The organism is Streptomyces sp. NPDC017936, from assembly GCF_044328485.1.
Lineage (GTDB): Bacteria > Actinomycetota > Actinomycetes > Streptomycetales > Streptomycetaceae > Streptomyces.
In genome coordinates this window covers 86233-101116 of sequence record NZ_JBIRHK010000004.1, presented here as the reverse complement: position 1 = coordinate 101116, position 14884 = coordinate 86233, and the positions used below count along the sequence as shown (strand labels likewise).

At 72.1% G+C, this 14884-nt stretch carries 11 protein-coding genes and 1 tRNA gene; 11 read left to right on the top strand and 1 reads right to left on the bottom strand.

Annotated elements, in window-relative coordinates:
- Window positions 1-7: 7 nt before the first annotated feature.
- Window positions 8-79, bottom strand: a tRNA-Arg gene (locus ACH4F6_RS09895).
- 156 nt (window positions 80-235) lie between these two features.
- Here ACH4F6_RS09895 and ACH4F6_RS09890 point away from each other — a divergent pair.
- The 11 genes from ACH4F6_RS09890 to prfA all read left to right on the top strand — a co-directional run bounded on the left by ACH4F6_RS09890 (window position 236) and on the right by prfA (window position 14868).
- Window positions 236-835, top strand: a complete 600-nt coding sequence (locus ACH4F6_RS09890; protein WP_397959416.1) for a response regulator — start codon at window positions 236-238, stop codon at window positions 833-835.
- Window positions 836-1090: 255 nt separating this feature from the next.
- The gene (nrtL, locus tag ACH4F6_RS09885) at window positions 1091-2158 is read left to right on the top strand and encodes an ArgS-related anticodon-binding protein NrtL (RefSeq protein ID WP_397959415.1); all 1068 of its coding nucleotides are present in this window, start codon (window positions 1091-1093) and stop codon (window positions 2156-2158) included.
- Window positions 2159-2173: 15 nt separating this feature from the next.
- Window positions 2174-3565, top strand: coding sequence for a diaminopimelate decarboxylase (gene lysA, locus ACH4F6_RS09880; RefSeq protein ID WP_397959414.1), 1392 nt, complete (start codon window positions 2174-2176; stop codon window positions 3563-3565).
- A gap of 227 nt (window positions 3566-3792) precedes the next feature.
- On the top strand, window positions 3793-5085 hold the full coding sequence (locus tag ACH4F6_RS09875) for a homoserine dehydrogenase (RefSeq protein ID WP_397959413.1): 1293 nt from the start codon (window positions 3793-3795) through the stop codon (window positions 5083-5085).
- Window positions 5086-5091: 6 nt separating this feature from the next.
- A complete protein-coding gene (gene thrC, locus ACH4F6_RS09870; protein ID WP_397959412.1) occupies window positions 5092-6150 on the top strand; it encodes a threonine synthase in 1059 nt (352 codons plus the stop codon).
- 323 nt (window positions 6151-6473) lie between these two features.
- Complete coding sequence (gene thrB / locus ACH4F6_RS09865; protein ID WP_397959411.1) at window positions 6474-7403, top strand: homoserine kinase; 930 nt, start codon at window positions 6474-6476, stop codon at window positions 7401-7403.
- 406 nt (window positions 7404-7809) lie between these two features.
- Entirely contained in the window at window positions 7810-9855 is a 2046-nt protein-coding gene (gene rho / locus ACH4F6_RS09860; protein ID WP_397959410.1) for a transcription termination factor Rho, read from the top strand.
- Window positions 9856-10190: 335 nt separating this feature from the next.
- On the top strand, window positions 10191-11966 hold the full coding sequence (locus tag ACH4F6_RS09855) for a trypsin-like serine protease (RefSeq protein ID WP_397959409.1): 1776 nt from the start codon (window positions 10191-10193) through the stop codon (window positions 11964-11966).
- Window positions 11967-12184: 218 nt separating this feature from the next.
- Window positions 12185-13279, top strand: a complete 1095-nt coding sequence (locus ACH4F6_RS09850; RefSeq protein ID WP_397959408.1) for an LCP family protein — start codon at window positions 12185-12187, stop codon at window positions 13277-13279.
- 191 nt (window positions 13280-13470) lie between these two features.
- Window positions 13471-13692, top strand: a complete 222-nt coding sequence (gene rpmE, locus ACH4F6_RS09845; protein WP_189942647.1) for a 50S ribosomal protein L31 — start codon at window positions 13471-13473, stop codon at window positions 13690-13692.
- 108 nt (window positions 13693-13800) lie between these two features.
- Entirely contained in the window at window positions 13801-14868 is a 1068-nt protein-coding gene (gene prfA / locus ACH4F6_RS09840) for a peptide chain release factor 1 (protein ID WP_397959407.1), read from the top strand.
- Window positions 14869-14884 lie beyond the last annotated feature (16 nt).

Here is a 14884-nt window from a genome sequence, read left to right as displayed (position 1 = left end):
TACAGGGTGCCCCCGGCAGGATTCGAACCTGCGCACACGGCTCCGGAGGCCGTTGCTCTATCCCCTGAGCTACGGGGGCGTGTCGGGCTCGAGCTGTTCGCTCGTGGCGACGGGTAGAACACTACCAGCTTCGGCGGGGTGGTCATGAACGGGTTTTCCGGGGTCGGCGGGGGTGCGGGGCCGTGCCGGTCCGCCGCACGGGGTGGAAGTGGGGAAAACCCGGACGCGGTGGCCGGTGCGCACCTACTCTCGAGTTGTGTCAGGGGCGTCGGGCCGGGTGCTTGTGGTGGACGACAACAAGGTCATCCGGCAGCTGATCAGGGTCAATCTCGAGCTGGAGGGTCTCGAGGTCGTGACCGCGTCCGATGGTGCCGAGTGTCTGGAAGTCGTTCACCAGGTGCGGCCCGATCTGGTGACCCTCGATGTCGTCATGCCCCGGTTGGACGGGCTGGGCGCCGCTGCCCGACTGCGGGCCGATCCGCTCACCCGGCACCTTCCGCTCGCGATCATCAGTGCCTGTACGCGGCACGAGGTCGAGGCCGGTCTCGAGGTCGGCGTCGACGCCTTCCTGCCCAAGCCCTTCGACCCCGCCGAACTCGTCGGCCTCGTGCGGGCGCTGATCGAGGAGGGGCGGGGGAACGGCGGCAGCGGGGGAGCGGGCGGCGCGGGGCGTGCGCCGGACGGGCTCGGGGTCGGGCTCGGTCGCCGCCTCGGCGGCGCGCTGGGCAACGGGGAGAGCGTCGTGGCCAGGACCGCAGGGGCGAGGACGGTGTGGGGGACCGGGCGAGGAGCAGGCGCGGGCGCGGGTGCGGGGAACGGGGCGGTGACGGAGTAGGGCAGGGCGGGGATCCGGGAAGCCGGGAAGCCGGGGACCGTGGAAGTCGACGGCAGCCCTCGGAAGCCGGCGACTCCGAGAACCAGGAAAGCCGGGGGCCGGGCAGCTCGGGCATCGAGGGGCCTCGTCCTCGCCGCCCCGCCCACGATTGCCTCCCTCTCCGGAGCCGCCTCACCGGCCCCTGCCCCGTCCACATCCCGGAACCTCTCGAAAGCGGCTCGCTCACCCACCCCCCTCCTCCCCTACGCTTGTCCCGTGACCCCCGTCGAGCTCTCGCGCACCGTGCTGCACGCGGTGCGTCGTGCCGTGGACGCCGGTGAGCTCAGCGTGGCTGTGCCGGCGCGGGCGGTCGTGGGGCCCCCGGGGCCGGGAGGGACCGGGGACTACGCGACGAACATCGCGCTGCAGCTGGCCCGTCCCGCCGGCCGGCCCCCGCTCCGGGTCGCCGAGGTGCTGCGGCCGTACCTCACCCGTGCGGCCGGGGTCACCGGCGTCGAGATCACCGGGCCCGGGTTCCTCAACATCAGCGTCGATCACGCTGCCGCGGCCGCCGCGCTCGTCCGGCGGATCCTGCGGGAGGGCGCCCGGTACGGGCACGGAAGCGCGCTCGCCGGACGGGTCGTCGAGCTGCGCGTGCCGTACGAGGTGCGCGCCGAGGTCCTGGCCGACGCGCTCGCGCGGATCGTCGGCTCGCAGGGCGGGCGCGTCGAGGTCGCACACCGCGAGCCCGTCACCCTGCGGCCGGTGCCGGCGCCCGAGGACCCCGCTCCGCTCGGGGCCGACGCCGCCCGGTGGGCCCTGCTCCACCCCGCCCCGCACGATCGGCCCCGGATCACCGCCGAGCACCTGGTGCAGCGCGAGGGCAATCCGCTCTTCCGGGTCCGTTACGCCCACGCCCGCACCCGCGCCCTCAGCCGCAACGCCGCCGACCTCGGCTTCGCCGCCGACCCGGGCGACCCGGCCCCCGGCGTCGTCCCGGACGCCGGCCCGGAGACCGCTCACGCCCGCCGCGAGAGCCCCCGCCCCGACCGGGAAGCCCCCCTCGCGGCCCCCCTCCTCGCCCTCCTCGCCGACCACCCCCGCGTCCTCGGCACCGTCGCCGCCGTTCCGCACCCGGACGGTGTCGCCGTGGCCTCCCGTCTCACCCGGCACCTGGTCGCCGTCGCCGACGCCGCGCTCGTCCTGCTGCCCGCCGTCCTGCCCCGTGGTGAGGAGAAACCCTCGGCCGCCCACCGTGCCCGGCTCGCGCTCGCCGAAGCCGCCGGGACGGTGCTGGCCGGCGGCCTGACCCTGCTCGGCATCGACGCACCCGACCACCTCTGAAAGAGCACGCCCAAGATGAGCCGTTCCGCACACCCCGCCGGGCCCCGTCACGCCGACGTCCTCCCCGAGGGCCACTACTCCGCGCCGCCCGCCGACCTCAACGCCCTCGACCCCCGGGTGTGGGCCCACACCGTCAGCCGCGGCCCCGACGGGGTCGTCACCGTCGGCGGCGTCGACGTGAAGACCCTCGCCGAACAGCACGGCACCCCCGCGTACGTCCTCGACGAGACCGACTTCCGGGAGCGGGCGCGCGCCTGGCGCACCGCCTTCGGGGCCGACGCCGACGTCTTCTACGCCGGCAAGGCGTTCCTCTCCCGTGCCGTCGTGCGCTGGCTGCACGAGGAGGGGCTCAACCTCGACGTGTGCTCGGGGGGCGAGCTCGCCACCGCGCTGTCCGCCGGGATGCCCGCCGACCGCATCGCCTTCCACGGCAACAACAAGTCCACGGAGGAGATCACCAGGGCCGTCGAGAACGGCGTCGGCCGCATCGTCCTCGACTCCTTCCAGGAGATCGTGCGCGTCGCGCACATCGCCCGGTCGCTCGGGAAGCGGCAGCGGGTGCAGATCCGGATCACCGTGGGGGTGGAAGCCCACACGCACGAGTTCATCGCCACCGCGCACGAGGACCAGAAGTTCGGGATCCCGCTCGCCGGCGGGCAGGCCGCCGAGGCGGTGCGGCGGGCCCTGCAGCTCGACGGGCTCGAGCTGATCGGGATCCACTCGCACATCGGGTCGCAGATCTTCGACATGTCCGGCTTCGAGGTCGCCGCGCACCGGGTGGTCGGCCTGCTGAAGGACATCCGCGACGAGCACGGGATCGAACTGCCGGAGATCGACCTCGGGGGCGGCCTCGGCATCGCGTACACGAGCGCCGACGACCCCCGCGAGCCCCACGAGATCGCCAAGGCGCTCACCGAGATCGTCACCCGTGAGTGTGAGGCCGCCAGGCTGCGCACGCCGCGGATCTCCGTCGAGCCCGGGCGCGCCATCGTCGGACCGACCGCCTTCACGCTCTACGAGGTGGGCACCGTCAAGCCGCTGGAGGGGCTGCGGACGTACGTCTCCGTCGACGGGGGCATGTCCGACAACATCCGGACCGCCCTCTACGACGCCGAGTACAGCGTCGCCCTCGTCTCCCGCGCCTCCGACGCCGAGCCGATGCTGGCCCGGGTGGTCGGCAAGCACTGTGAGAGCGGCGACATCGTCGTGAAGGACGCCTTCCTCCCCGCCGACCTGGCACCGGGTGACCTGATCGCCGTGCCGGCCACGGGCGCGTACTGCCGGTCCATGGCGAGCAACTACAACCACGTCCTGCGTCCGCCCGTCGTCGCCGTGCGCGACGGGGAGTCGCGGGTCGTCGTCCGGCGGGAGACGGAGGAGGACCTCCTGCGGCTCGACGTCGGATGAGAAATCCCACGGAGTTCCCGTGGGGTTCCCACGGAGTTCCACGGAACTCCCGCGGAGTCCCCGCGGAGCTCCCCCTGAGTTCCCACGGGAAAGGCGGGCGGAAGATCTCCTGTCCGCCGCCCCTGCGAAAATGAAATAGACGTCTCACGATCCGGACCGGGCACAGAAACGCCGGTCCGGTGAGTGAGACTGGTGGAACCGTAGACGGTATGAGGAAACGAGGTCGGATGATGCGTACGCGTCCGCTGAAGGTGGCGCTGCTGGGCTGTGGAGTGGTCGGCTCAGAGGTGGCGCGCATCATGACGACGCACGCCGACGACCTCGCGGCGAGGATCGGGGCGCCGGTCGAGCTGGCCGGGGTGGCCGTGCGGCGGCCCTCCAAGGTGCGCGCGGGCATCGACCCCTCCCTCGTCACCACCGACGCGACCGCCCTGGTCAAACGGGGCGACATCGACGTCGTCGTCGAGGTCATCGGCGGGATCGAGCCCGCCCGCACCCTCATCACCACCGCCTTCGAGCACGGCGCCTCCGTCGTCTCCGCGAACAAGGCGCTCCTCGCCCAGGACGGCGCCGCCCTGCACGCGGCCGCCCAGCAGCACGGCGAGGACCTCTACTACGAGGCCGCCGTCGCCGGCGCCATCCCGCTGATCCGGCCGCTGCGCGAGTCCCTCGCCGGCGACAAGATCAACCGCGTGATGGGCATCGTCAACGGGACGACCAACTTCATCCTCGACAAGATGGACTCGACCGGCGCCGGGTACCAGGAGGCGCTCGACGAGGCCACCGCGCTCGGGTACGCCGAGGCCGACCCGACCGCTGACGTCGAGGGCTTCGACGCCGCCGCCAAGGCCGCCATCCTCGCCGGGATCGCCTTCCACACGCGCGTGCGCCTCGACGACGTCTACCGCGAGGGCATGACCGAGGTGACGTCGGCCGACTTCGCCTCCGCCAAGGAGATGGGCTGCACCATCAAGCTGCTCGCCATCTGCGAGCGGGCGGCCGACGGGGGGTCCGTGACCGCCCGGGTGCACCCCGCGATGATTCCGCTGACCCACCCGCTCGCCTCCGTGCGCGGCGCGTACAACGCCGTGTTCGTGGAGTCGGACGCGGCCGGTCAGCTGATGTTCTACGGTCCCGGCGCGGGCGGTGCTCCCACCGCCTCCGCCGTGCTCGGCGACCTCGTCGCCGTGTGCCGCAACCGGCTCAGCGGGGCGACGGGGCCCGGCGAGTCGGCGTACGCCGCCCTGCCCGTGTCGCCGATGGGCGATGTGGTCACCCGCTACCACATCAGCCTCGACGTCGCGGACAAACCGGGCGTTCTCGCGCAGGTCGCGACCGTGTTCGCCGAGCACGGCGTGTCGATCGACACGGTCCGCCAGCAGGGCAAGGACGGCGAGGCCTCCCTCGTCGTCGTCACCCACCGGGCGTCCGACGCCGCGCTCAGCGGGACCGTCGAGGCGTTGCGCAAGCTCGACACCGTGCGGGGTGTCGCCAGCATCATGCGGGTTGAAGGAGAGTAACCAGCAATGACCCACCAGTGGCGCGGAATCATCGAGGAGTACCGGGACCGGCTGCCGGTATCCGACAGCACGCCCGTCGTGACGCTCCGTGAGGGCGGCACGCCCCTCGTGCCCGCGCAGGTGCTCTCCGAGCGCACCGGCTGCGAGGTCCACCTCAAGGTCGAGGGCGCCAACCCCACCGGGTCCTTCAAGGACCGCGGCATGACCATGGCCATCACCCGGGCCAAGGAGGAGGGCGCCAAGGCGGTCATCTGCGCCTCCACCGGCAACACCTCCGCCTCCGCCGCCGCGTACGCGGTGCGCGCCGGCATGGTGTCGGCCGTCCTCGTCCCGCAGGGCAAGATCGCGCTGGGCAAGATGGGGCAGGCCCTCGTGCACGGCGCGAAGATCCTCCAGGTCGACGGCAACTTCGACGACTGCCTGACGCTGGCCCGCTCGCTGAGCGACAACTACCCCGTGGCGCTGGTCAATTCGGTGAACCCGGTGCGCATCGAGGGCCAGAAGACGGCCGCCTTCGAGATCGTGGACATGCTCGGGGACGCCCCCGACATCCACGTCCTGCCGGTCGGCAACGCGGGCAACATCACCGCGTACTGGAAGGGGTACACGGAGTACGCCGCCGACGGCGTCGCCGCGAGGACGCCCCGCATGTGGGGCTTCCAGGCGTCCGGCAGCGCCCCGATCGTGCGCGGCGAGGTCGTCAAGGACCCGTCGACCATCGCCACCGCGATCCGGATCGGCAACCCCGCCTCCTGGCAGTACGCGCTGGCGGCGAGGGACGAGTCCGGCGGCCTCATCGACGAGGTGACGGACCGTGAGATCCTGCGCGCCTACCGGCTGTTGGCCGCGCAGGAGGGCGTCTTCGTGGAGCCCGCGTCCGCCGCGTCCGTGGCCGGCCTGCTGAAGGCGGCCGAGCAGGGCAAGGTCGACCCGGGCCAGCGGATCGTGTGCACCGTCACCGGCAACGGTCTGAAGGACCCCGACTGGGCCGTCGCCGGCGCCCCGCAGCCGGTCACCGTCCCCGTCGACGCGGTGACCGCCGCGGCCCGTCTCGGTCTCGCCTGACGGGGCGCGCCGACGGGCACACCGGCGAGCGCGCCGGTGGGGACGTCGGAGAGTGCGCCGGTGAGCGCACCGACGGGCACGCCGAAGGGTGATCCCCGTCAGGGGTGCACAGGGGGCTTACGACACGCATCGTGCGCCTCCTGTGCGCCCTATGTCGCCACAGAACCTTCCTTCGATAGGCTGTACCGAACCCGCCCACCGCATATGCCTGCGCATATCGCCCCGGCCGGCAACGGGGCCGCGCCGTCCCGGCGGCCCGCGGGTCCTCGTACGTCATCGAATGTCATTCGACCATCACGCAGCTCAAGGAGAGTCAACGAGCGATGGCCGGTCCAGCGTTCCGCGCCGCCGCCGTCCGGGTGCGCGTCCCCGCCACCAGCGCCAACCTCGGTCCGGGCTTCGACGCCCTGGGCCTCGCGCTGGGGCTCTACGACGACGTCGTCGTCCGGGTGGCCGACTCCGGGCTGCACATCGACATCGCGGGTGAGGGCAGCGAGACGCTGCCGCGCGACGAGAAGCACCTCCTCGTCCGTTCCCTGCGCACCGCCTTCGACGTCCTGGGCGGCCAGCCGCGCGGCCTGGAGATCGTCTGCGCCAACCGCATCCCGCACGGCCGCGGCCTCGGCTCCTCCTCCGCCGCCATCTGCGCCGGCATCGTCGCCGCCCGCGCCGTGACCATAGGCGGCGAGAGCAGGCTCGACGACACCGCCCTGCTCGAGCTCGCCACCGAGATCGAGGGCCACCCCGACAACGTCGCGGCCTGTCTGCTCGGCGGCTTCACCCTCTCCTGGATGGAGGCGGGCGCCGCGCGGGCGATCAGGATGGAGCCCTCCGATTCCATCGTTCCGGTGGTTTTCGTGCCCGGAAAGCCGGTCCTGACCGAGACCGCGCGCGGGCTGCTCCCGCGCACCGTGCCGCACGTCGACGCCGCCGCCAACGCGGGCCGTGCCGCCCTGCTCGTCGAGGCCCTCACCCGGCGCCCCGAGCTGCTGCTGCCCGCCACCGAGGACCGCCTCCACCAGGAGTACCGCGCGCCGGCCATGCCGGAGAGCGCGGCGCTGGTGGAGCGGCTGCGCGCCGACGGGATCCCCGCGGTGATCTCCGGCGCCGGACCCACCGTGATGGCGCTGGCCGACGCGGGCACGGCCGACAAGGTCGAGGCCCTGGCCGGCGCGGACTGGGCCGCCAACCGGCTGAGTCTGGACCTTCGGGGAGCGAGCGTGATGCCGCTCGCACCCTCCGGCGACCTGTGACAGCGTGACGGTTGCCGGATTTCGAGAGGGGGAATGTTTGTTGGATCCGGTAGTGTTAACCTCAAGTCTGCACCCGACCCCACCATGGCGAGGTGCTTCGTGTCCCCGTCCGGGACAGACATTCTTCCGGGAGCTCCCCAAGCCGCACTGCGTTCCGTACGTCGTACCTGGGCAGTACGCCGTACAGCGACGCTGAGCGGTCCGCCGGGCACGCTCCGGAACAGGTGCGACCACGCCACGTGACACCGGGTGCCACGGCTCGTCGAGGAAGCGCCATCACCAGAAATCTCTTCCGCCGCTTTGGCGGACCACCGCCCCGGCTTCGCCACATCAAGGACCGAAGTCGGACAGCACAACCGGTCGCCGAGCCAGACAGGCCGACGTCCGCTCCAGGGAAGGACCCTTCGTGAGCGACACCACCGATCTGATGGGCGCACGTGTCGAGGAGACCGCTGCCGCGCCCGCCACGGACGCCTCCGCGCCTGCCAGCGGTGCCGGCTCCCGGCGGCGCCGCGGTACCGGCCTCGAGGGCATGGTGCTGGCCGAACTGCAGCAGGTCGCATCCGGCCTCGGCATCAGGGGCACCGCGCGCATGCGCAAGAGCCAGCTGATCGAGGTCATCAAGGAGGCGCAGGCCGCCGGGGGCGCCCCTTCCGGCGGAGGCGCCCCGGCCGCGAAGGCCGAAGCCCCCACCGAGACCAAGCCCAAGCGCCGCGCCACGTCCAAGGCGCGCACGGGTGAGGCCGCCGCCGACAAGAAGGCGGACACCGCCCCGGCCGAGGCCCCCGCCGAGAAGGCCGTGGCCCAGCAGCAGATCGAGATCCCCGGCCAGCCCGCCGGGGGCACCGCCCGCGACACGGGCGCCTCCCGCGCGAGCGCCGCCGAGGCCGAGCGCGCGGGCGACGCCCCCGCCGAGCGCCGCCGTCGCCGCGCCACCGCCGAGGCGGGCAGCCCCGAGACCGTCACGGCCGAGGCCAGGAGCGCGTCCAAGGCCGAGGCCCCGGCCCCCGAGCAGGCCGCGCAGCCGCAGGGCGAGGGCAAGGCCGACGCCGACGGCGCCGAGGGCCGCCGCCGCGACCGCCGTGAGCGCGGCCGTGACCGCGACCGCCGCGGCAAGGGCGACGACCAGCAGGGCGGCCAGCGCCAGCAGCAGAGCCAGCAGCAGGGCGGCGGCCGTCAGGACCGCAACGCCGGACCGCAGGACGACGACGACTTCGAGGGCGGCCGCCGGGGCCGTCGCGGCCGCTACCGCGACCGCCGGGGCCGTCGTGGCCGCGACGAGATCGCCAGCGAGCCGCAGATCGCCGAGGACGACGTCCTGATCCCCGTCGCGGGCATCCTGGACATCCTCGACAACTACGCCTTCATCCGGACCTCCGGCTACCTGCCGGGCCCGAACGACGTGTACGTCTCCCTCGCCCAGGTCCGCAAGAACGGCCTGCGCAAGGGCGACCACGTCACCGGCGCCGTCCGCCAGCCGAAGGAAGGCGAGCGGCGCGAGAAGTTCAACGCGCTGGTGCGCCTGGACTCGGTCAACGGCATGGCGCCCGAACACGGCCGCGGCCGACCGGAGTTCAACAAGCTCACCCCGCTGTACCCGCAGGACCGCCTCCGTCTGGAGACGGACCCGGGCGTGCTGACCACCCGGATCATCGACCTCGTGTCGCCGATCGGCAAGGGCCAGCGCGGTCTGATCGTGGCCCCGCCGAAGACCGGCAAGACCATGATCATGCAGGCGATCGCCAACGCGATCACCCACAACAACCCCGAGTGCCACCTGATGGTCGTCCTCGTCGACGAGCGTCCGGAAGAGGTCACCGACATGCAGCGGTCGGTCAAGGGCGAGGTCATCTCCTCGACCTTCGACCGCCCGGCCGAGGACCACACCACGGTCGCCGAGCTCGCCATCGAGCGCGCCAAGCGCCTGGTGGAGCTGGGCCACGACGTCGTCGTGCTGCTCGACTCGATCACGCGTCTGGGCCGTGCGTACAACCTCGCCGCCCCGGCCTCCGGCCGCATCCTGTCCGGTGGTGTCGACTCGACCGCCCTGTACCCGCCGAAGCGCTTCTTCGGCGCGGCCCGCAACATCGAGGACGGCGGCTCGCTGACCATCCTCGCCACCGCCCTGGTGGACACCGGGTCCCGCATGGACGAGGTGATCTTCGAGGAGTTCAAGGGCACCGGCAACATGGAGCTCAAGCTCGACCGGAAGCTCGCCGACAAGCGCATCTTCCCGGCGGTGGACGTCGACGCGTCCGGCACCCGCAAGGAGGAGATCCTGCTCGGCAACGAGGAGCTGGCGGTCGTCTGGAAGCTGCGCCGGGTGCTGCACGCGCTCGACCAGCAGCAGGCCATCGAGCTGCTCCTCGACAAGATGAAGCAGACCAAGTCGAACGTCGAGTTCCTGATGCAGATCCAGAAGACGACGCCGACCCCCGGCAACGGCGACTGACGCCGTATCCGGTACGCGGCTCGGCGCAGCCGAGCGACCGCACGACGCGCCCGCCCCGTCACCTCCGAGGTGACGGGGCGGGCGCGTTTCGTCCGTGACCCCACAAGCCACTGGCAAACCGTCAGTTGACGCGCGTATCATCACCCAATCGAGGTGGGGGGATTCCACCGCAGTGCCATGAGAGGCCGGGGGGCCTCGGTTCCGGCCTGCCCGCATGTTCTTCGCGCCCCACCGATGACCCAGTTTCCACCGGTGGGGCGGTCGCGTTCCGCCGGTACAACCCGAGGGGTTACCGCGTGCAGATACGCACCCGTGGTGGTCGGCACAAGCGCCGCATGAGACTCGCGGTGCCGGCCGTCGCCGCCGCGCTCGCCCTGGGCGGCACGGCGCTGATGATGTCCGGCTCGCACGCCGCGGAGGCCGGCGAGCTTCCGGAGATCACCGTCTCCCAGCAGAAGCCCGCTCCGCTCTCCCAGAAGGAACTGCGCTCCCGCGCGGTCGAGGCGATGAAGGCCGACGAGGCCAGCAAGCAGAAGCTCGTCACCGCGCCGCGGTCGCTCCGGACCACCCAGACCACCGCGCCGGCCACGCGCATCATCGGTGGCACGGAGACCACCATCTCCACGGCGCCGTGGATGGCCCAGCTCCACTTCGCGGACGCGGAGGGCAACGGCTACTTCTGCGGCGGCGTCGTCGTCGCCCCGTCGAAGGTCGCCACCGCCGCGCACTGCGTCAAGGGCATCAAGTGGTACGAGACCGGCACGGTCATCACCGGCACGGACCAGCTCCCCACCGAGAACGCCGACGGCAGTTGGAACTTCCACGGCGGTGAGCTGCGCGGTGCGTACCGTCAGTGGAACCACCCGCAGTACAGCCCCGTCACGATCGACAACGACGTGGCCGTGCTCACCCTGACCGCCCCGGTCAAGGCCAAGCCGCTGCCGATCATGCAGAACACGGACACGGCGCTCTACGCCCCGGGCACGGACGCCAAGGTGTACGGCTGGGGCCGCACCAGCTCCACCGTCCCCGACAGCAGCTCGCAGACGCTCAAGGTCGCGGACGCCGACATCAACTCCAACGCCGCGTGCCAGGCCGCGTACGGCTCGGACTACATCGTCGGCCACATGGTCTGCGCCGGCGCCGCCCCGACCGGTGACGACGCCACCTCCGAGACCACCTGCAACGGTGACTCCGGCGGCCCGCTGGTGGCCGGCGGCAAGCTCGTCGGCATCGTCTCCTGGGGCGACGTCGACTGCTCGGCCCAGGGCAAGTACGGCGTGTACGCGAAGGTGAGCACGTACGCCGCCCCGATCCGCGCCCGGGTCAACGACGCCAACTGGAGCGCCGACCACACCGCCGACCTGCTGGCGCGCCGCACGTCGGACGCCAGCCTGTTCAGCTGGCACTCCAAGGTCACGGGGCTGACCCGCACCTACAACCTCGGCAACTTCGGCAACGTCAACCTGCTCGTCCAGAACGACCTGAACGTGGACGACTACGACGACCTGCTGTACCGCGTCGGCAACGGCGACGTGTACTGGGACCACTACGTGCCCGGGCTCAACGGCGCCGAGGGCGACTGGCAGTACAAGCTCGTCGCGAAGGGCTGGGGCAAGCACAAGCAGATCCTCGTCCCCGGCGACGTCACCGGCGACGACAAGCCCGACATGCTCGCGGTGAACTCCACCGGCTACCTCCACGTCTACGCGGGCAACGGCGCCGGCGGCTTCGCCGCGCCGACCTCGGTCGGCGGCGGCTGGGGCCAGTACAACGCGGTCCGCGGTCACGGTGACTTCACCAACGACGGCAAGGCCGACATCCTCGCCCGTGCCTCCGACGGCTCGACCTACCTCTACCGGGGCACCGGCAAGGCCTCCGCTCCGTTCGAGGCCCGCCGTCTCGTCGGCAAGTTCACCACCAGCAGCTTCAACGCCCTGATCACCGTCGGCGACGTGAACAGCGACGGTCACGCGGACCTCCTGGCCCGCGACTCGGCCGGCAAGCTCTGGCTGTACCCGGGCAACGGCAACGGCGCCGCGTCCGGTGGGATCTTCGCCGCGCGCAAGGACTTCGGCACCGGCTGGCAGGCGTACAACCTGTTCGGCTGATCCCGCCGAGAACCGCAGGTGAAAGGGTCTGTGCGCCCCGTGTCACACACGGGGCGCACAGACCCTTCGCGCGCTCGTCCCTCGGTCACCGGTGCGGCCCTTCGGGGCGCTCCGCCGTCCCGCCGGCGGCGTGACCACCCTGGAAAGGGCGGACGCACCGTGTCTGAAAGCCATGGCCAGGGGTAGCGGGACCCACAAGGACTCGAGGGGGTACGGGCGTGCGGGACAAGGGTCGAACAACCGGCACGGGCACGCTGCGCGAGCCGGCCACCACGCGGCGCAGGACCGCGGCGCTCGTCGCGTGGTCCGCGGCCGGCCTGCTGCTCGTCGGGGGGGCCGGACTCGGCTACGTCTACGTCGACCTCGACGGCAACATCGAGAGCGTCGACATCGACCGGTCCCTCGGCCGCGACCGGCCCGCGAAGGCCGACGACGGCTCCGAGAACATCCTCGTCCTCGGCTCGGACACCCGCTCCGGCGCCAACGGGAAGATCGGCGGCGGCGCCGACGACGGCAGCGCCCGCTCCGACACGGCGATGATCGTCCACGTGTACGAGGGCCACGAGAAGGCCGGCGTGGTCTCCCTGCCGCGCGACACCCTCGTCGACCGCCCCGAGTGCACCGACCCCGAGGGCGTCACCCACGACGCCGCGCACGACGTGATGTTCAACTCGGCGTACACCACGGGCGGAGCGGCCTGCGCGGTGAAGACCGTCGAGTCGGTCACCGGCCTCCGCATGGACCACTACCTGGAGATCGACTTCTCCGGCTTCCAGAAGCTCGTCGACGAGCTCGGCGGCGTCGAGGTCACCACCACCGAGGCCGTCGAGGACCCCGACAGCCACCTGGACCTGAAGGCCGGCACCCACCGGCTGGACGGCGAGCAGGCCCTCGCCCTGGTCCGCACCCGGCACGGCGTCGGCGACGGCTCCGACCTCGGCCGCATCCAGCTCCAGCAGGCCTTCCTCAAGGCCCTGGTCGAGCAGGTCGAGGAGATCGGCCTCCTCGACGGCGGCACCCGGCTGTACGACCTCGCCGACACCGCCACCAAGGCCGTCACCACCGACTCCGGCCTCGGCTCCCTGAACGCCCTGATGTCCTTCGCGGGCGGCCTCGAGGGCATCGGCGCGTCGGACCTGACCATGGTCACCCTGCCGGTCCGGTACGACCCGGCCGACCCCAACCGCGTCCTCGTCGAGGAGAAGAAGGCCCAGCAGGTCTGGACGGCCCTCAGGAACGACCTGCCGATCCCGGCGGCGGCCACCGAGGGCACCGACAGGGGAGATGCCGCCGGGGTCGTGGCGTCGTCCTGAGCCGGGTCCGGGAGCCGGGGAGCCCGGCGCCGAGCGATCCGCCCCGCCTCCGGGGCCCCGGGGAATAGATCGCCCCACCCCCCGGTTTTGGGGGATGGCGCCAGTCCTGGCAGACTGGTACGTCGGCTCCGGTTCACGCTTCCGCATCCCGCGGCGGCGACCCGGCGCCCTCCCGAAACCTAGGAGACACCTTGAAGCGCGACATCCACCCCGCGTACGTCGAGACGCAGGTCAGCTGCACCTGCGGCGCGTCGTTCACCACCCGCAGCACGATCGAGGCCGGCACCATCCGCGCCGACGTCTGCTCCGAGTGCCACCCGTTCTACACGGGCAAGCAGAAGATCCTCGACACCGGTGGCCGTGTGGCCCGCTTCGAGGCCCGCTTCGGCAAGGCCGCCGGCTCCAAGAAGTAGCGAGCCCCTCTTCGCCGGTCCACGGCCGCGCCCCGTCCGGGGGCGCGCCGGGACCGGCGTTTTTGGTCGCTCGCCTTCCCTTTCGTCCCGCAGTATCAGGAGCCAGAGATGTTCGAGGCCGTCGAGGAACTCGTCGGTGAGCACGCCGACCTGGAGAAGAAGCTCGCCGACCCGTCGGTCCACGCCGACCAGGCCAACGCGCGCAGGCTGAACAAGCGCTACGCCGAGCTCACCCCGATCGTCGCCACGTACCGCTCCTGGAGGCAGACCGGCGACGACATCGACACCGCACGGGAACTCGCCGCCGACGACCCGGACTTCGCCGCCGAGGTCAAGGACCTGGAGAGGCAGCGCGAGGAACTGACGGAGAAGCTGCGCCTGCTGCTCGTCCCGCGCGACCCGAGCGACGACAAGGACGTCATCCTGGAGATCAAGGCGGGCGCGGGCGGCGACGAGTCGGCGCTCTTCGCCGGCGACCTGCTGCGGATGTACCTGCGCTACGCCGAGCGCGTCGGCTGGAAGACCGAGATCATCGACGCCACCGAGTCCGAGCTGGGCGGCTACAAGGACGTCCAGGTCGCGGTGAAGACCAAGGGGCACACCGAGCCCGGCCAGGGCGTGTGGGCCCGCCTGAAGTACGAGGGCGGCGTGCACCGCGTGCAGCGCGTGCCGGCCACCGAGTCCCAGGGCCGCATCCACACCTCGGCGGCCGGCGTGCTCGTCACCCCCGAGGCCGAGGAGGTCGACGTCGAGATCAACCCGAACGACCTGCGGATCGACGTCTACCGGTCCTCCGGCCCCGGCGGCCAGTCGGTCAACACCACCGACTCCGCGGTGCGCATCACGCACCTGCCCACCGGAGTCGTCGCCTCCTGCCAGAACGAGAAGAGCCAGCTGCAGAACAAGGAGCAGGCACTGCGTATCCTGCGCTCCAGGCTGCTCGCCATGGCGCAGGAGGAAGCGGAGCGGGAAGCCGCCGACGCCCGCCGCAGCCAGGTCCGCACCGTCGACCGCTCCGAGAAGATCCGCACCTACAACTTCCCGGAGAACCGCATCTCGGACCACCGCGTCGGCTTCAAGGCGTACAACCTGGACCAGGTCCTGGACGGCGACCTCAACGCGGTGATCCAGGCCTGCGTCGACGCGGACTCGGCGGCGAAGCTGGCGGCGGCGTAAGGCAGTCCGCACGGAC